This is a genomic window from Xenorhabdus sp. PB62.4, from assembly GCF_014467285.1.
Classification (GTDB): Bacteria; Pseudomonadota; Gammaproteobacteria; order Enterobacterales; family Enterobacteriaceae; genus Xenorhabdus.
Map to the genome: position 1 here is coordinate 98412 of NZ_NKHR01000012.1, position 21883 is coordinate 120294.

General features: G+C 48.2%; 2 protein-coding genes. One reads left to right on the forward strand and one right to left on the reverse strand.

Translation table 11 applies throughout. The annotated features are described in order from the left end of the window. Nucleotides 1-87 precede the first annotated feature (87 nt). Complete coding sequence (locus tag Xenpb_RS11770; protein WP_187654494.1) at nt 88-20070, reverse strand: non-ribosomal peptide synthase/polyketide synthase; 19983 nt, start codon at nt 20068-20070, stop codon at nt 88-90. 542 nt (nt 20071-20612) lie between these two features. On the opposite strand from Xenpb_RS11770, the gene Xenpb_RS11775 reads away from it, so the two are divergent. After that, nucleotides 20613-21842 (forward strand): MFS transporter, encoded by a 1230-nt coding sequence (locus Xenpb_RS11775; protein WP_222942958.1) that lies wholly within the window; start codon nt 20613-20615, stop codon nt 21840-21842. Nucleotides 21843-21883 lie beyond the last annotated feature (41 nt).

Here is a 21883-nt window from a genome sequence, read left to right on the forward strand (position 1 = left end):
TCTGCTAGATACGTTGTTACGTTTAAAAAAATCCGGCATACATTAATGTATGCCGGACTGGATGATTATCACTGCCATACTAAATGACTAAGTGTAATCATTGCTTGCTAATGCCATATTGAGCACTTGAGCTAAAACAATTCTATTCTCTTTATCTTCAAACAAACTGGAATGATCACCAGGAACAGCAATCAACCGCAGTAAAGAAGCTGGCATTACCTCACTCCACCCTAATGAACGGTCTATGGTTAAAGATTCCTGTTCGGAGTCGGTAACAATAGGCATAAGTGGATAAGGTTCTGTCGCATAGAATTGATGCAATGTGACCGTCAGTGTTTCCGGCACATAATCCTTGACTATTCGCGCATAGTTTTCTCTCTGCTCCATATGCCTTGCGACTAAGTCAGAACACAGATTTGCGGGATATAACCCTAATTGCTGTGCAAACTCAATCAATTGCACCCAATTCAGCTCATCAGTTCGCGGATATAATGCTGAAATTGCAGTAGAGTGTTCGTTCCCTGATTGCCCTGCTAATTCAGTCAGAAACTCATGTTTGAGTTGAGTCGTTAACTTCCTGAAACAATGAGGGGAAAATGTATCAATCAGCCCAAGGAAATCAACCTTATCGCCGCTATTCAGCAATTGCTGAGCGATGGCATAGGCCAGTACTCCACCAGAAGAGTAACCACATATCCGGTATGGGCCTTCTGGTTGAACTGCTTTTATAAAGGCAATGAGTCTGGTTGCCAGCATTTCCATAGTCGATACCCATCCTTCATTGACGGATGGCCAGGGCAGCGCATAAATCGGATAACCTGACTGCATAAGTTCAGCCAACCCAAAAGCATAGGAATAATCACCTATCCCACTGGGAACAAAGAACAAAGGCAACTGCGTTCCGTCAGATCGCACAGAAATCGCATTGCGTTGTGGTTGAGATAACCAATCTGACATAATTTTTGCCGCCAATTCGGATAGCACGGGAAATTGGAACAGCGCATTCAGGGTACAAAACAAGCCACGTTTTGCTGTCAGATTCATCATTCGCATGGCAAGTAGTGAATGCCCCCCCAACGCGAAGAAATTGTCGTGCTGTCCCACTTTCTCAATTCCCAGTAATTCACACCAGATGGCCGCTAATGCAATTTCTATCTCCCCTTGCGGTGTTTCATAAACCTGACGGACAAAAGCCTCTTCACCCGGTACTGGCAATGCCCGACGATCCAGTTTACCCGTCGGCGTCAATGGCAGGGCTTCCAAACGGACAAACGCTGCCGGCATCATATAGTCCGGCAAGATGGCACTCACGTGAGTACGCAGACGATTAATCAATCCATCATCTGGCTCTGTCACCACATAAGCCACCAGACGCTGCTCCTGCCCTTCTCCCAATGCCAACACAACGGCTTCACTCACTGCTGGATACTCTGTCAGCCGGGCTTCAATTTCTCCCGGCTCTATCCGGAAGCCCCGGATTTTCACCTGATGGTCATTACGCCCCAGGAATTCCAGATTGCCATCCGGCAGATAACGAGCCAAATCCCCGGGGCGGTACATTCGTGCATCCGGTTTATGGCTAAATGGGTCAGACAAGAAACGTTCAGCCGTTAATTCTGGCTGGTTCAGATAACCCCGGGCTACCCCCACCCCACCAATATAAATTTCTCCAGTACAACCTAATGGCACGGGTTGCCTAAATTTGTCCAGCAAATAGATACAAGTATTGCTTATCGGTCGGCCAATTAAGCAATCATTCTCAGGGGATATTATTTCGTGATAAGTTGCAATCACAGTATTTTCAGTCGGGCCATACGTGTTCAATAACTGGGGCCGATGCGTTTTATGCACAAACCAATCCTGAATAGCCCGCTTTTTCACCGCCTCACCACCAATGATGATCAGTCTGAGACAATCCGGCAACGGTAATGTCTTGTCTCTGGTTGCCAGTTCAGACCAAAACAAGGTTGGCAAAGACATCACTGTAATATGGTATTGTCGGGCCAGAGAAATAAACGCCTGAATAGAAGCCAACCAACTATCATCACGCATCACCAGTATTGCGCCATTGCATAATGACAAGAAAAACTCTTCGATTGACGCATCAAACGCAAATGATGAAAATTGCAGCACCCGGTCTTGTGCCGTAACCGCATAAGTCTCATTGAAGCCCAGAATGCGTTGATATACAGCTTGATGTTCTACCATCACTCCTTTCGGTATGCCGGTAGAACCCGAAGTATAAATCACATAAGCCAGATGATGTGGGGTCAATGCCGGAATCAAGGGATTGGTGTCTGGCTGGTCTGGCAAGACATTCGGGTCAAGGGTAATTAACCCCGTAAGCGCGTTATCACCCAACACGGTCCGTCCAATCTTATCAACCAGTACTACTGATGGAGCGGCATCCTTCAGCATATGAGCCAAACGTTCCCCCGGATAAGTTGGGTCCAGCGGCACATAAGCTCCCCCCGCTTTCAGCACCGCCAATATCCCTATCACCATCGCCGGTGAACGGGTGACACAAATTGTCACCCGTTGATCCGGTTCTACACCCAACGCAATCAGTTGATGCGCCAGCCGATTAGCGCGGGCATTTAATTCGGCATAGCTTAGGGCCTGGGCTTCATACACTAATGCGGTTGCATCCGGAGTTTTCTCCACTTGCTGTTCGAATAACTGATGGATACACAACGCATCCGGATATTCTATTGCTGTCGGATTCCACGTTTCCAGTAGTTGTTTTCGCTCTACTTCCGGCAGGATTTCCAGTGTTTGTACGGAGGTTTCTGGATGCTGCTCAAGTGCCTCTACCAGACTTTCCAGAGCCTGCTGCATATAATCGCCTATTTGTTCTGGCGAATAAGGCTGCACCACTTCAACCGTCAAACCTAAAGCATGACCAAAATCCTCTACCGACAGCACTAATGGATAGTTAGTACTTTCCTGAGCACCAAGAAACTCAATATCGTTTACAATACCATCTGGCATGGTTGGTAATACATTATGTCGGTAGTTCAGTAATGCACTAAAGAGTGGAGTTTCACCTTGCACACCACTGCAACGCTGAGCCAATGCCAATGACGCATGTTCATGCTCTAACAATTCAGCCAGTCGTCTATGCGCTGCCTGTACACTTTCCTGTACTGAGGTTGCATCCATATCCAACCGCAATGGTAAGGTGTTGATAAACATTCCCATACCACTGTCAGTGCCTTCACCTACCGCCATACGTCCGAACAACACCGTGCCGAACACCACGTTCTGCTGTCCGCTGGTACGCGATAATACCTGAGCCCAAGCTACATGACACAACGCCGCCAAACTGACATTCAAATCTTTGGCCTGATTGCGCAGGCGTTCATTCAGCGTCGATACCAGCATTTGATGGCATTCTTTAACCTGAAAATCATTGCGATAGACTTCCATCAGCCCAAACGGTAATGTCGGCTCTTTTACCTCAGCCAGCATATTGGTAAAGAAACGCGTATGTTCTTCCTGATTCACTCCCATCCGTGCCTGAGCAATTAAGCGCCGAAAAGGAACTGGAGCAGGTAAGCCATCCTTCTGACCAGCCAGATAGGCCTGAACTTCCCGGTTCATCACGTCCAGTGTTGTATGGTCGCCAATCAGATGGTGCTGAAGCCCTAATAAGATCCAACGACCATCTGTTTCTTCCTGCGTTACTATATTTTCCCGCGCTATTATAAAGCTCAACAACGGTGCCTGCCTCAAATCAAGGCGATAGTGACGCGGGTTAAAACGTTGAGCCAGTTGCTCACTAACCGGGCCATCGGCCGGATCCAGAGTCAATTCTGTGACAGACAAAGAAGCCTGACGCCAAACCACCTGAACCGGCACGGATAAACCTTGCCAGAGAAAAGCGGTGCGCAGGATATCGTGCCTATCGACCACCCATTGAACGGCTGCCAGATAGCGGTCTAACAAAGTCCGGTTAGCAAAAGCCTGTTGGGTCATCAAAAGATAAGCATCCCCCTCATCTGCCAACAAATGATGGAATAAAATGCCGTCCTGCAACGGCGATAGCGCATAGATATCCTGAATATTGGCAAGCCCGCCCGGCACTTGCCGGATGATATGGTCAATCTCTGGCTGGGTAAGATCAATTAAGGGCAACATTGCGGGGGTCAGCGTCGTAGTGGCTGCTGTTATGACATTGGGAGGAACCACCACGGATTGGTACAGCTTCAGAGTTTGTGCCAACCCGGACAATACCGGCGACTGGAACAGATCGCGCACGGCTAACGTGAGGCCAAGGTTATGCAGCCGTTCAATCATTCGGATAGCCAGTAACGAATGTCCCCCCAGGGCAAAGAAATTATCGTGCCGACTTATCTGTTCAATTCCTAGCAATTCTCTCCAGATCACGGCTAAAGCTGTTTCCCGTTCCCCTTTCGGCGCTTCGTAAACCTGATGAACAAGGGCTTTATTGTCCGGTACAGGTAATACCTGGCGATCCCGCTTACCGTTTGGCGTTAACGGAAAGGCATCTAAACGGACAAACGCGGTCGGCACCATATAATCCGGCAAAATGGCACTTAAGTAGGTATACAGACGATGAGATAATTCTTCATCCGCTGGTGCCACGACATAAGCCACCAGACGTTTATCCTGACCGCTATCGAAAGCCACGACCAGCGCTTCACGTACAAGAGGGTGCTCTTCTAACCGGGCCTCAATCTCTTCCGGTTCAACCCGGAACCCGCGGATTTTCACCTGCTGGTCATTACGGCCGACAAACACCAGATTACCGTCCGGCAGGTAACGGGCCAAATCGCCGGACCGGTACATCCGTGCATCCGGTTCATCGCTGAATGGATCCGTCAGGAAACGTGCAGCCGTCAATTCAGGGCGGTTCAGGTAACCCCGCGCCACGCCTGTACCACCAATGTATAGCTCACCTACAGCGCCCAACGGCACAGGCTGACCATAAGCATCCAGCAGGTAAACACGCATATTCGGCAGCGGGCGGCCAATGGTATTGGCCTGCCCGCCTATATCATTCATACAAAATATCGTCGTAATAATGGTGGTTTCAGTGGGTCCATAACAGTTTGCCAGCACAGGATGCTGACGGCGGACAGATAACCAGCGCTCCAGTTCATGATGGGGCATCATTTCCCCACCGATACAAATAACCCTTAGCCCTTGGTAGATGTGGCTTTCACCGATATCTGCAATAACCCGCCAGAATTGAACCGGTATGGCCATATAGGTAATTTTATAAGATTCACACAGGCGCCAGAACTCCTGCGCACTGAATGTCCATTGATCTGTCCGCAGGACCAGGGCTGAACCATTGGCGAGGGCGCTGAATATTTCTGATACACTGACATCAAAACAAGGGTTGCAGAACTGCAATACCCGGTCCAAAGCAGTAAACACCCATTTCATATTCAATGCAGTAATTTGGTGCACCAGTTGTCTGTGCTCAACCATCACCCCTTTCGGTGTGCCGGTCGAACCGGAGGTGTAAATCACATACGCCAGATGCCGGGAAGTCAACGCCGGTACCTGTGGGTTGGTATCCGGCCGGTCTGGCAATATATTGGGGTCGAGTACCATCCTGGCTGCAATGGCATTCTCTCCCAATGCGGCACGTCCAGCTTGGTCCGCCAGCAAGATAACCGGGGCGGCATCGGCCAGAATATGCGCCAGACGCTCCTCCGGGTAATCCGGATCCAGCGGCACATAGGCCCCGCCGGCTTTCAGTACCGCCAGCAGCCCGATGATCATGGCCGGGGAGCGCGTCACACAAATGGCTACCCGCTGATCCGGCGTGACGCCTGCCGCAATCAACTGATGGGCTAACCGGTTGGCACGGGCATTCAACACTGCATAGCTGAAAGTCTGTTCTTCATACACCAGGGCGGTTGCCTCCGGCGTTTTCCCTGCCTGTTGTTCAAACACCTGATGAATACACAGTGGGTCAGGATACGATGTTTCTGTCCCATTCCACGTATCCAGCAATAATCTGCGCTCTGCGGGGGCCAGAATAGCCATTTTCCCCACCGGCTGTTGCAGGTCAGCGACCATCGCCTGCAAGGCTGTGTGCAGATACCCCACATGCCGTTCAAGGGTCGGTTTATCAAACAGCGCCGTGGCATAATGCAGCGCCCCCACAATTTGGCCCTCTTCCTCAAACAGGTTCAGTTCGAGATCAAATTTGGCGGTGTTTAACAGGACATCCGCCGGTGAGACGGCCAGCCCCGGTAATTCCCATCCGGTGCGCTCATTGTTCTGCCAGGCAAACATCACCTGAAACAGCGGGGTATGGGCCAATTGGCGTGATGGCTGTACGATTTCTACCACCTGTTCAAACGGCAAGTCCTGATGCTCCTGTGCTGCCAGTGCGGTTTGCTTCACCCGGGCGAGCAGCTCAGCCGTATTGGGTTCGCCGGATAAATCGACACGTAACGCCAGTGTGTTGACAAAAAAGCCAATCAAAGACTCCACCGCCTGATGATTCCGGCCTGCACTCGGGGTGCCAATCACCACCTCCGCTTGGCCGGACAAACGCGCCAGGACGATGGCCCAGGCAGACAACAGCGTCATAAACAGGGTGGTTCCCTGTTGTTCGCTCAGTTGTTTGAGGGCGGTGGTTAGTGCCGGTTCCAGCACGACAGGCACAAGATCCCCGGCAAAGGACTGTTCAGGCGGCCGTGGCCGGTCAGTGGGCAAATTCAATAAAACCGGTACGCCAGCCAACGCTGTACGCCAATAGTCAGATTGGGATTGTAAACGTTCAACCGAAAACCACCGGCGTTGCCAGGCAGCGTAATCGGGGTATTGCACTGTCAGCGGCGGCAATGGGTTCGGTTGCCCTGCCAGAAAAGCAGCATACAGAGTACTCAGTTCGCGCATTAACACACTGACGGACCAGCCATCTGAAACAATATGATGTTGAGTAAGCAGAAACTGATATTCATTATCTGCAAGCCGGATAAGGCAAGCGCGGATAAGTGGCCCTCTGCTAAGATCAAATGGTGTGTAGATCTCCTCTGTACTCAAACGTTCAAGTATCGTACCAACATCAGGTATCGCTCGCAGATCATGTTGAACCAAAGGCATTCCACTATCAGATGCCAATAGTTTCACCTGTGGTTGGCCCTTAACAGAGACGAATATAGAACGTAACGCTTCATGGCGGGCAAACAGGCTATTAAGTGCTTGTTGCCAGGCTGCGATATTAATCTGCCCCCGCAAACGCAGAGCCATCGGAATATGATAGGTATCACCGATATTCTCAATCTGAGCCAGAAACCATAAACGTTGTTGAGCAAATGACAGTGGCAACTCATTCTCACGGGATATCGGCACGATAACAGGTTGTATACTTTCTTTTTTATCAAGCCGGGTATTTATCGCTTCAGCAAAAGCAATCAAGGAAGGTGATTCAAATAACATACTCAGCGGCAATTCAACACTTAAAGCTGTTATACGATTCATCATCCGCACCGCTAACAACGAATGACCACCGAGTGCAAAGAAATTGTCATGTCGGCTAACCTGTTCAATTCCCAATAACTCGCGCCAGACAGCCGCCAGAGCAATTTCCATCTCTCCCTGCGGTGCTTCATACACCTGACGGGCAAACGCTTTTTCGTCCGGAACCGACAGTGCCTGACGATCCAGTTTACCGTTCGGTGTTAACGGAAAGGCATCTAAACGGACAAACGCCGCCGGCACCATGTAATCCGGCAAAATGGCACTCAGATGAGCTCGCAGGTTATTCACTAATCCATCATCCGGCTCCGCCACCACATAGGCAACCAGCCGCTTGTCATACCCGTCTCCCTGCGCCAATACCACGGCGTCACGTACCGCCGGGTACTCAAGCAACCGGGCTGCAATTTCTCCCGGTTCAATCCGGAAACTGCGAATTTTTACCTGCTGGTCATTACGACCAACAAACACCAGATTACCGTCCGGCAGGTAACGGGCCAAATCCCCAGTCCGGTACATGCGCGCATCCGGTTTATCGCTAAATGGGTCAGAGAGGAAACGTTCAGCCGTCAATTCAGGGCGATTCAGGTAACCCCGTGCCACACCCGCTCCACCAATGTATAACTCTCCCACGGCTCCCAACGGTACGGGCTGACCGTGAACATCCAATAAATAAATCTGAGTGTTGGCTATCGGGCGCCCGATAGGCACTTCTGTTCCCGTATAATCTGACGGACAATGCCAAGTTGTGGCACACACCGTGATTTCTGTCGGGCCATAAACATTAAATAGCGTTACCCGATCACACAGAGCCTGAAGCAATAACGCACTCGGTGCTTCACCGCCCAGTATCACTGTCGGTTTTATCGTTAATTCCGGTAAATCGGCCCCATCCTGAAGTAATGCCGGCGGCAGATAGGTATGTGTTATTGCCTGTTGCTCTAGATAATGCCAGAGACGACGCGGATCTTGACGGATGGTATCAGTCGCGATAACCAGACTGGCTCCACTTCCCAATGCCATCATCATTTCCCAGATACTTGCATCAAAACCCAAGGCGGCAAACTGTAATACCCGACTTTCAATGCTGATACCGAACTGGATGATCTTCTCCTGAATCAGGTTAACCAGCCCGCGGTGTTCTACCATCACACCCTTCGGCATCCCCGTCGAACCGGAGGTGTAAATCACATATGCCAGATGTCGGGATGTTAATGTTGGCACTGTTGGGTTGTTGTCCGGCCGATCCACTAACGTATTTGGATCGAGGACAACCATTCCGCCTAATGCGGTTTCACCCAAAGCGGTATGCCCGGCCTTATCAGCCAGAACTACTGATGGTGCCACCTCATGCAGAATATGCCTCAATCGTGCTCCGGGATAGGCCAGATCCAGTGGTACGTAAGCCCCACCAGCTTTCAATACGGCCAATACACTCATTATCATTGCCGGAGAGCGGGTCATACAAATTACTACCTGTTGGTCTGGCCCGACACCCAATGCAATGAGTTCATGAGCCAGTCGATTAGCATTCGCATTCAATTCCGCATAGCTGAAAGTTTGCTCTTCGTATATTAAAGCCGGAGCATCCGGGGTTTTCTCTACTTGTTGTTCAAACAACTGATGGATACATAACTGCTCAGAATAGGCGATTTCTGTCGCATTCCACGTTTTTAACAGCAGTGTCCGCTCAGTTTCCGGCAGAATTTCCAATGCCCTTATTGGCCTGTCCGGTGCCTGTTCCAGCGCCTCCACCAGACTTTCCAGAGCCTGCTGCATATAACCGCATATCCATCCGGGATTAAACGGTTGTATTGCCTGCGCCGTCAGCCCCAGAGCATCCCCAAAATCTTCTATCGACAGGACAAACGGATAATTAGTGCGCTCCTGTCCATCAAGGAATTCAACACCTTTCATTATGTTATCGGTAGACGCTACCGGCGTATTATGTCGGTAGTTCAGCAGCATATTGAACAACGGTGTACCACTGGCAACTTCACTGCAACGTTGAGCCAGTGCCAGTGAAGCATGTTCATGCTCCAACAATTCGGCCAACCGGCTATGCGCTGCCTGTACACTGCTACGTACTGAGGTTTCGTCTATATCCAATTTCAGCGGTAATGTATTGATAAATAATCCCATTCCACTATCAACACCTTCCCCTGCCTGCATACGCCCAAACAGCACCGTACCGAATACCACTTTCGACTGACCACTGATACGAGACAATATTTGCCCCAAAGCGACATGACATAGCGTCGCCAGGCTGCCTCCCAAGAGTCTGGCCTGATTGCGCAGGCGATCATTCAGCGTGGAAGGCAACATCCGGTGTGATTGTGTTATCTGAGAAGCATCCTGATGTTTTACCCCAAACTTTTTTATCCCAAACAAAAGCGTGGGTTCACTCACCCCAACCAACATATCGGTAAAAAAGCGAGTATGTTCCATCTGGCTGATACCCAACCGGGCTTGTGCTACCAGATTACGGAAAGGTGCCGGGGCAGGCAGACTGTCCCCTTGTCCGGCCAGATAGTCCTGAACTTCCCGGTTCATTACCTCCAGTGTCGTATGGTCGCCAATCAGGTGATGTAATAATTCTAATACACGCCAGCGACCGTCCGTTTCTTGGGTCACCACAAAACGCAATAATGGTGCTTGATTCAGATCAAGACGGTAATGATATGAATCAAAACGTTGAGCCAGTTGCTCACTGACCGGGCCATCGGCCGGATCCAGAGTCAGTTCTGTGACAGACAAAGAAGCCTGACGCCAAACCACCTGAACCGGTACGGATAAACCTTGCCAGAGAAAAGCGGTGCGCAGGATATCATGCCGGTTAACTACCCATTGAACAGCCTCCAGATAACGGTTCAACAAGATTCGGTCAGAAAAGATCATCTGATTGACCAACAAGTAGGGATCACCTTCGTCTTCCAACAAATGATGGAATAAAATCCCGTCCTGCAACGGCGATAGTGCATAAATATCCTGAATATTGGCAAGCCCGCCCGGTACTTGCCGGATGATATGGTCAATCTCTGTCTGGGTGAGGTCAATTAAGGGCAACATTGCGGGGGTCAGCGCCGTAGTGGCTGCTGTTATGACATTGGGGGGAACTTCCACGGTTTGATGCGGTTTCAGAGTTTGTGCCAGCCCGGACAATACCGGCGACTGGAACAGATCGCGCACGGCCAACGTGAGGCCAAGGTTATGCAGCCGTTCAATCATTCGGATGGCCAGTAACGAATGTCCCCCCAGGGCAAAGAAATTATCGTGCCGACTTACCTGTTCAATTCCCAACAAATTACGCCAGATAGAGGCCAGTGCTATTTCCATTTCCCCTTGTGGTGCTTCATAAATCTGACGGACGAACGCCTTTTCATCGGGCATAGGTAATGCCTGACGATCTAGCTTACCGTTTGGTGTCAGAGGAAATGCGGGCAGACACACAAACGCAGTCGGCACCATATAATCCGGCAAAATGGCACTTAAGTAGGTATACAGGCGATAAGATAATTCTTCATCCGCCTGCGCCACGACATAAGACACCAGACGTTTGTCCTGACCATCATCGAAAGCCACGACCAGCGCTTCGCTTACAAGAGGGTGCTCTTCTAACCGGGCTTCAATTTCCCCCGGTTCAACCCGGAACCCGCGGATTTTCACCTGCTGGTCATTACGGCCGACAAACACCAGATTACCGTCCGGCAGGTAACGGGCCAAATCCCCAGACCGGTACATCCGTGCATCCGGATCATCGCTGAACGGATCCGTCAGGAAACGTGCAGCCGTCAATTCAGGGCGGTTCAGGTAACCCCGTGCCACGCCTGCACCGCCAATGTATAGCTCACCTACAGCGCCCAACGGCACAGGCTGACCATAAGCATCCAGCAGGTAAGCACGCATATTCGGCAGCGGGCGGCCAATGGTATTGCCCTGTCCGCCCGTATCATTTATACAAAATATCGTCGTAATAATGGTGGTTTCAGTGGGTCCATAGCAGTTTGCCAGTACGGGATGCTGACGGCGGACAGATAACCAGCGTTCCAGTTCATGATGAGGTATCGTTTCCCCACCGATACAAATAACCTTTAACTCCTTATAAACGCTGCTTTCACCGATATCTGCAATAACCCGCCAGAATTGAACCGGCGTGGTCATATAGGTAATTTTATAAGACTCACTCAGACGCCAGAACTCCTGCGCACTGCTTGTCCATTGATCTGTCCGCAGGACCAGGGCTGAACCATTGGCGAGGGCGCTGAATATTTCTGATACACTGACATCAAAACAGGGGTTGCAGAACTGTAATACCCGGTCCGAAGTGGTAAATGTCCATTTTTCACTCAGTGCAGTGATTTGGTGCACCAGTTGTCTGTGCTCAACCATTACCCCTTTCGGTGTGCCGGTCGAGCCGGAGGTGTAAATCACATACGCCAGATGCCAGGAAGTCAACGCCGGTACCTGTGGGTTGGTATCCGGCTGGTCTGGCAATATATTGGGGTCGAGTACCATCCTGGCTGCAATGGCATTTGCTCCCAATGCGGCACGCCCAACCGGGTCCGCCAGCAAGATAACCGGGGCGGCATCGGCCAGAATATGCGCCAGACGCTCCTCCGGGTAATCCGGATCCAGCGGCACATAGGCCCCGCCGGCTTTCAGTACCGCCAGCATCCCGATGATCATGGCCGGGGAGCGCGTCACACAAATGGCTACCCGCTGATCCGGCGTGACGCCTGCCGCAATCAACTGATGGGCCAACCGATTGGCACGGGCATTCAACGCTGCGTAGCTGAAAGTCTGTTCTTCATACACCAGGGCGGTTGCCTCCGGCGTTTTCCCTGCCTGTTGTTCAAACATCTGATGAATACACAAGTCAAGATACGGGATTTCAGTCGAGTTCCATTTTTCCAGCAATAATCTGCGCTCTGCCGGGGCCAGAATAGCTATTTTCCCCACCGGCTGTTGCAGGTCAGCGACCATCGCCTGCAAGACTGCGTGCAAATACCCCACATGCCGTTCGAGGGTCGGTTTATCAAACAGCGCCGTGGCATAATGCAGCGCCCCCACAATTCGGCCCTCTTCCTCAAACAAGTTCAGTTCGAGATCAAATTTGACGGTGTTCAACAGGACATCCGCCGGTGAAACCGCCAGCCCCGGCAATTCCCACCCGGTGTGCCCATTGTTCTGCCAGGCAAACATCACCTGAAACAGCGGGGTATGGGCCAATTGGCGTGATGGCTGTACGATTTCTACTACCTGTTCAAATGGCAGGTCCTGATGCTCCTGTGCCGCCAGCGCGGTTTGTTTCACCCGGGCGAGCAGCTCAGCCGTATTGGGTTCGCCGGATAAATCGACACGTAACGCCAGTGTGTTGACAAAAAAGCCAATCAAAGACTCCACCGTCTGATGATTCCGGCCTGCACTCGGGGTGCCAATCACCACCTCCGCTTGGCCGGACAAACGCGCCAGGACGATGGCCCAGGCAGACAACAGCGTCATAAACAGGGTGGTTCCCTGTTGTTCGCTCAGTCGCTTGAGAGAGGCGGTTAATGCCGGTTCCAGCACGACAGGCACAAGATCCCCGGCAAAGGACTGTTCAGGCGGCCGTGGCCGGTCAGTGGGCAAATCCAATAAAACCGGCACACCGGCTAACGCTGTACGCCAATAGTCAGACTGGGATTGTAAGCGTTCAACTGAAAACCACTGGCGTTGCCAGGCAGCATAATCGGGGTATTGCACTGTCAGCGGCGGCAATGGGTTCGGTTGCCCTGCCAGAAAGGCCACATAGCATGTATTTAGCTCCCGCATCAACACATCAACAGACCAGCCGTCTGACACAATATGATGCTGGGTTAGTAAAAAGATGTAATCATCGTCAGCCAGTTGTATCAGACTGGCCCGGATTAATGGACCACAAACGAGATTAAACGGCGCTTCCGTTTCCTGCGCACATAAACGCTCAAGCTGTTCATCCACATCAGGCGCTTTCCGTAAATCGTATTTTCTTATCGGCAGGCCCAAGTCAGTCGATAACAGTTCAACCTGAGGCTGACCGTCAATGGAAACGAAAACAGAACGCAGCGCTTCATGGCGGGTAAATAGCGCATCAAGCGCTTGCTGCCAGATATCAATATTAAGCTGACCTCGCAAACGCAGGGCCATCGGAATATGGTAAGTCTGACTGATCCCTTCAAACTGTGCCAGAAACCACAGACGCTGTTGCGAAAATGACAACGGTAACTGACCATTACGGGGTATCGGCAGGATGGCAGGACGCCTATTGTCCTGTTCACCAAATCGGGTTTCGATGACCTCAGCAAAACCTGCCAAAGTCGGGGATTTAAATAATGTAGACAACGGCAGTTCAATATCTAAGGCTGCAATACGGTTCATCATCCTTACTGCCAACAGAGAATGACCGCCCAAGGCAAAGAAGTTGTCATACCGACCTATCTGTTCTATTCCCAACAATTCCCGCCAGATTACTGCCAGCGTTATTTCCATCTCGCCTTGCGGTGCTTCATATGTCTGACGGGCAAACGCTTTTTCGTCCGGAGCCGGTAATGCCCGACGATCCAGTTTACCATTCGGTGTCAACGGCAGGGCATCCAAGCGGACAAATGCTGCCGGCACCATATAGTCCGGTAACATCTTACTTAGGTGAACACGCAGATGATTAATCAGTCTGTCATCTACAGGGGCCACCACATAGGCAACCAGCCGTCTGCCTTGCCCTTCCCCCTGTGTCATGACAACGGCCTCACTTACCGTCGGATATTCTGTCAGCCGGGCCTCAATTTCTCCCGGCTCTATCCGGAAACCGCGGATTTTCACCTGCTGGTCGTTACGTCCCAAGAATTCCAGGTTGCCATCCGGCAGGTAACGGGCCAAATCCCCGGTTCGGTACATGCGTGCATCCGGTTTATCGCTAAATGGATCAGAGAGAAAACGTTCAGCCGTTAATTCTGGCTGGTTTAGATAACCCCGTGCTACACCCGCACCACTAATATATAACTCTCCCACTGCCCCCAACGGTACCGGATAACCGGCATTATCCAGTAAGTAAAGGCGTGTATTGTCCAGCGGGCGGCCCATTGTCGGATAAAGCTGATCCGGCTCTATACGTGCCAGTGTTGCATCAACAGTACATTCGGTTGGGCCGTAAACATTATAGGCCGTCAGTTGCGGTATACTGGCTACAGCCTGCCATGTTTGGGGAGATATTGCTTCACCTCCAACCAGCAGTATTAAAGCCTTTTTATGCTGATACAACCCTGCCGTTAGCAACATCTCCAATTGCATTGGCGTACAATCCAACACGTCAAGATCAGCGGTGGTTAAAAATTGCAAGAAGGCCACACTGTCGGCTCGCACTGCTTGTGGAACAATGACCAGCGTATAGCCATTCAAGAGGCCAAGTAAATTTTGCAATGCCGCATCAAATGAAATACTGGCATTCAGGCTAACCCGGTAAGGCACAGGTGAATTTGCAAAAACACGCTGTGTCAAAGTTCCATGCAAATTTAATAAAGAGCTATGCTCAACCATCACCCCTTTCGGCCTGCCAGTCGAACCGGAGGTGTAAATCACATACGCCAGATGCCGGGAAGTCAGTGCAGGTATTTGTGGATTACTGTCTGGCAGGACCGGTAGTGAATTCGGGTCAAGCACAATCAGGTCAGCAAGGGCTTCATCCCCCAATGCGATACATCCGGCATTATCTGCCAACAAAATAGCCGGTGCGGCATCTGCCAAAATATGTGTCAGGCGTTCTCCCGGATAAGTTGGGTCCAGCGGCACATAAGCTCCCCCTGCTTTCAGCACCGCCAATAACCCTACTACCATCGCCAGTGAACGGGTGACACAAATTGCCACCCGTTGATCCGGTTCTACACCCAGCACAATCAGTTGATGCGCCAGCCGATTAGCACGGGCATTTAATTCGGCATAGCTTAAGGTCTGCGCTTCATACACTAATGCGGTTGCATCTGGGGTTTTCTCCACTTGTTGTTCAAATAACTGATGAACGCATAACTGTTCATAATAGGCGGTTTCCGTCACGTTCCATGTTGTTAACAACAGAGTGCGTTCTGTTTCCGGTAAAATTTCCAATGCCTGTATCGGTGTCTCCGGAGACTGTTCAAGTGCTTCCACCAGACTTTCCAGAGCCTGCTGCATATAACCGCATATCCGTACCGGGTCAAATGGATGTACTACCTGCGCCGTCAGACCTAATGCGTTGCCAAAATCATCCACCGACAGTGCGAATGGATAATTAGTGCGCTCCTGTTCATCAAAAAATTCGATGCCATTTAATACGTCACCTGCAATCTCCGGTAGTAAGCTATACCGATAGTTCAACAGTGTATTGAACAGTGGCGTACCACTGGCAACCCCACTGCAACGCTGAGCTAACGCCAGTGACGCGTGCTCATGCGCTAACAATTCCGCTAATCGCTTATGCGTCTCTTGTACGCTATCACGTACTGAGGTTTCACCAACATCTAACCGTAATGGCAAGGTATTAATGAATAATCCCATCCCACTGCCAGAACCTTCCTCCACCTGCATACGCCCAAACAGCAAGGTACCGAACACGACTTGCCTCTGACCACTGGTACGAGATACTACTTGCGCCCAAGCTAAATGACACAACGCCGCTAAACTAACCCCCAGACGTTTTGCCTGACAGCGCAGGCGTTCATTCAGCTCAGGAGCCAGCCGTCGGTGCGATTCTGTGGTCTGCGAGCCATCGTGATGTACTTCCGCCACACCGAATGACAGTGTTGGCTCGACCACTTCCGCCAACATGCCGGTAAAGAAATGGGTATGCTCCGTTTGACTAGCGCCCAGCCGAGCTTGAGCTACCAGATTACGAAAAGGTGCTGAAGCAGGCAGTTTGTCTCCCTGTCCAGCGAGATAGGCCCGAACTTCACTGTTCATCATCTCCATCGTTACATGATCGCCAATCAGGTGGTGCTGCAATTGTAGTGCTATCCAGCGACCATCCGTTTCCTGCGCTATCGCCAAGTGCAGTAACGGTGCCTGCCCCAAATCCAAGCGATAGTGACTCGGATTGAAATGTTGAGCTAGCTGGTCATGGACCGGACCATCAACCGGATCCAAAGTCAACTCAATCACCGACAACGTCACCTGACGTAAAACTACCTGAGCTGGAACTGATAACCCCTGCCAGATAAAGACTGTGCGCAGGATATCGTGCCGATCAACCACTTGTTGAAGTGCCGTCAAATAACGATCCAGCAAAAAACGATTAGCAAAGACTATCTGACGAGTCAACAAATACGGGTCACCTTCGTCTTCCAACAAATGATGGAATAAAATGCCGTCCTGCAACGGCGATAATGCGTAGATGTCCTGAATATTGGTGACACCATCCGGTATCTGGCTGATCAGTCTGTCAATGTCTGCCTGCCCGATATCAATCAACGGCAACAGTTCAGGGGTAATACGCTCACATTCCATTCCTATCAGATTGGGGGGAATAACAAAGGTATCATCAATTTTTATCAGTAAAGCCGCCTGTTCTGCTAATATCGGCTTCGAAAACAGAGCGCCAGACTGCACGGTATAGTTTTTTTCCCGCAACAATCCCATCAACTGTACGATCAATAGTGAGTGCCCACCGAGCGTAAAGAAGTTATCAAACCGACTGATGTTATTGATACCCAGTAGCTGGCTCCACATCTCTGCCAACAGGTTTTCTGTCTCACCTTGTGGTGACTGATAATACTGGCGTTGATAAGCGGTGCTATCCGGCTCCGGCAGTGCCTTGCGGTCAAGTTTGCCATTAGGCGTCAGTGGGAAATGTGCCATTACGACAAAAGCTGCTGGCACCATATACTCCGGTAGAGCCGACAGCAGATGTTGCCGCAGCATCCCTGCGGCCTGATCAGATTCATTGCCCTGAACCAAGACCACATAAGCAACCAACCGTTTATCTCCTCCGATTCCTTCATAAGCAATAACCGCCGCTTGCTGTACCTGCGGATGAGTTTCAAGGGCGGTTTCAATTTCACCTAATTCGATGCGGAATCCGCGAATTTTGACCTGATAATCATTACGTCCGATATATTCAATGTTGCCGTCATGATCATAGCGAGCCAAATCGCCAGACCGGTACATGCGGGCATCAGGTTCTGAATGAAAAGGATCGGCTAGAAAACGTTCTGCTGTCAGTTCCGGTTGATTCAGATAACCGCGGGCAACACCCACGCCCCCAATGTATAGTTCGCCGACAGCGCCTAAAGGGACGGGCCGTTGTTGGTTATCTAATAAATAAATACGGGAATTCGTAATGGGTTTGCCGATCGGCACCACCTGACCATCAAAATTATCGGGACAGTGCCAGTACGTCACATCGATCGCTGCTTCTGTCGGGCCATATAAATTATATATCCTGACCCAAGGCATCAGTGCCTGACAATGTTTCACCGTTATCGGATGCAATGCTTCACCACTGCAAAACAGGTGTTTTAACGTGACACAATGTGCTACATCGGATTCTTTTAAGAATGTGGTCAACACTGAAGGCACAAAATGAAGTGTGGTTACCTTCTCTTGGTTGATTAACTCAACCAGCAGTGAAAGATTTTTTTGTTGGGTTGTGGTGGCCAATACCATTTTGGCACCATTGATAAAGCCACAAAATAGTTCCCAAACAGAAACATCAAAACTAAATGTGGTTTTTTGTAACACCACATCATCAGGGGTAAGATGATAAGTTTGTTGTATCCAATACAAGCGATTCATCACACTGCGATGTTCATTTTGCACGCCTTTCGGATTGCCGGTTGAACCTGAGGTGTAGATAACATAAGCTAAATTACGTGAGCTTAACCCTATGACACAGGGATTCTCTGCTGATAACTCAACGTTTTCTGCCAGAACAGCATTTATGTCCAGCCGTTTTTTTGTCACAGAGATGCCATGTAATTTATTTGTCCCGATTTCATCCTGTAATAGCAGGACGGGATCAGCATCATCAAGAATATAGTGAAGGCGTGCCGCTGGATAATTAGGATCAAGTGGAACGTAAGCCCCGCCCGCTTTTAAAATTGCCAGCAAGCCAATCACCATCAGCGGGGTTCGATCAACACAAATAGCCACGCGGCTATCCGGAATTACCCCTTCAGCAATCAATCGGTGTGCTAATTGGTTAGCCTGCTGGTTCAATTCCGCATAACTCAGGATATGATCATTAAACACCAATGCAGGGGCTTGCGGTGTTTTTATCGCCTGCCATTCAAGCAGTTCATGGATACAGTGTTCTGACGGATAATCACCCGCTGTGTCATTCCATTGATTTAGCAATAGCGCTCGCTCATCCGCTGGCAAAATATCAATGTCTTCAACACGCTGAACCCTATTCTTCGCTATGGTGCGCAAAGCGATAACAAAATAATTTAACTGGCGTTCGATGACTTGTTTATCAAACAGCGCTGTCGCATAGTTTATTCCCCCGATAATTTCACCGTCTCGGTGGTACATAAACAATTCAAGATCAATTTTTGCTATATTTGAGTAATAATCAATCGGCGATGTTTTGATCCCTTCAAATTCATATTCGCTTTCAAAATAGTTCAGCCAGTTTATAACAGACTGAAAAACAGAGGGATAAGCGACTCTGTTTTCAGGACTTATAGCTTCAACAAAGTGTTCAAAAGGCATATCCTGATTATCTTGCGCATTAATCATTGTATGGCTGACCTGCGCAAGCAATTCTTCAATTGTGGTGTCATCATCAATATCAATCCGTATTGGCAAGATATTGGTAAGAAGCTCTGTGATATTTTTTATTTCTGTAATATTTTTGTTAGCAAAAGGAGTGCCAATAACGACACTGTCCTGCCCTGAAAGTCGATTAAGCACAATAGCCCAAGCCGTCATAACGGTCATTAACAGGGTTACTCCATGTTTCTGGCTAATCTGCTTAAGCTGACTTGTTAAATCTTTATCGAGAGTAAATGCACAGATATCCCCTTTCGGGAACAAATTGTTAAACCTTGGATAGGTTGCCGGAATAGCATGATGAGTGGGAGGCGGCAAAGAAATAGCCCGATGGTTCAATAGATCATTATAAATAACACATAATTCATGTATGAGAACGCTAACGGAATAATAGTCAGAAATAACAGGATGCTGATTTAATAAAAATATATATTCATCATTATTCAATAATATTAAGGCAGCTTTTAGCAATGAACCTTGGGTAAAATCAAAGGGAGTATTAATTATTTCATCAATAACCTGAGCGCCCCTCTTCTCCTGCTCATCAACTGTACGGAGATCAGAAATTACGAGGGAGAATGAAATATCCTCATTCAGAGAATCAACAACCGGAGGAAAATTATTTTTAATCCAAGTTGAACATAATATATTATGACGGACAGATAGGGCATTTAAGGCTTGCTTAAATAAATCAATATTTAAATTCCCCACCAATCTATAAGATGCCGATATATGGTGATTTTCTGAATGACCTTTAATATGATGAAATGACTCTTTTTGTTCTTGTGATGTCGATAAACTTGCTTGCTCACATTTGGTTGACAGAGTCATCACCTTATCATTTTTCATTGCTAATTCCTTACGTTAATTAACCAAAGACACGGTGACAGAAAGATCACCAAGTACTATTTCTACTCCTCGAATTCTCGCGAAATCAGGCCGTTACGCGCTAACATTGTTTAGCCTAAAGCAAATAACTTTAAATTAGCAACAAATAAACTTTAATCAATATCAAAAGAATAAAATTATATATAAACAATGAATATATAATTCATTTCAAATTTTAATAAACAAATATTTCCCAGGCTAAAATGACACAGTAAAAATTATCTCACAACATGAATAATAAAAGCATGACAAATAGGCAAACACAATCATACAGCTTCTTTATTATATGTTATTGGTATAGTTACTGCTTTCGATGTTAACACTCCATTCAATCAATATCACGAAATTCATTATACTTGTCGATATTTTTGTCTGATTTCCATAATAAAAATACTATATTATTTAGCATAATCATTTGACGTATATATGACCATTTCACTCATTTGTTGGAATCGTTGATGACGTGTTTTTTCAGAAAAACAACAGGGAAAATATAAATATCCATGAAACTGCTTAGTCCATTATTGATGTACAGAGGATTACCTAAAGACATATATTTTATTGCATTGGCAAAATTTATTCTTGGTCTAGGTAATTTTATCATGCCATTCATGATTCTTTTGCTCACACAAAAACTTGGATACTCAACGACAATGGCTGGTGGGCTGGCTATGGGGATCACCACGATTTTTCTTGTGGGTAACCTTATCGGAGGTAAAATATCTGATATTTTCGGGCATAAGAAAGTGATGGTTCTGGGAGAGGCCGCAGGCTCATTAGTTCTGATATTCAGTGGTTTTTTTACAGACTGGCATATAATGTTACCTGCTTTACTTTTCTTAGGTTACTTTTTTTACGGAGTGGCTCTTCCTGCCAGTAATGCACTTACTGCGGATATATCATCCATAAATAATCGCAGTGCGGTAATGTCATTAAGCTATCTTGCATACAGTTTAGGTTCAGGTATTGGTCCCGTATTAGCTGGCTATCTTTTTTGGAATTTCACAGCGTGGGCTTTTTGGGGAAATGGGATTGCAAGTTTAATCGGTGTTTTCATTGTCTTATTTGGTGTCAGTCATAATACTCATCACCATAAAACTAATGAAAAAGATTATCCTGAGCTTGAAAGAGCTACTGGAGATTCAGTATGGCAGGTTTTTAAAGAGAGACCAAGATTACTCATATTTGGAGTTGTATGTACCTTTCTTTGGTTTTCGTTGAATCAGATGGTAATCACTACCCCGCTCTACTTAAGTCATTTATTTGAAAAGCAAGGTCCAATTCTGTATGGGCAATTAATGACATTTTCAAGTATATTAATTGTTATCATTACACCAATAACAATAAAGTTAACGGAAAAATTATGTGATATTAAAAGCCTTTCCATCTCTGGCTTTGTTTTTGCACTAGGATATAGCCTGATATTATTTTATAGCTCAGTCAGCATTCAATTTATAGCATGGTTCTTCCTTTCTGTGGGAGAGGTTCTGCTTTTAACCAAAGAAGGTGTATATTTAGCTAATAATTCTCCAAGTAGTCATCGGGGACGTATAAGTGGGATATTGACAACAATCAGAAACGTTGGCCTTATGCCTACCTATATTTTTATTGGGGCCTATATTCAATCATCAGGATATGTGAGCACCTGGAGTTTGATAATTATAAGTTCATTGATAACTGGGTTAATGTGTTGGTTTTTTTCAATTCAACAGAATAAAGTTATTGAAAATTAATTTGAATTAGCTGGATATTTCCAGATGATCTGAAACCTCCT

Coding starts and splice junctions, on each gene's coding strand:
- Xenpb_RS11775 (WP_222942958.1), top strand. CDS start 20,613: ATGAAACTGCTTAGTCCATTATTGATGTACAGAGGATTACCTAAAGAC.
- Xenpb_RS11770 (WP_187654494.1), bottom strand. CDS start 20,070: ATGAAAAATGATAAGGTGATGACTCTGTCAACCAAATGTGAGCAAGCA.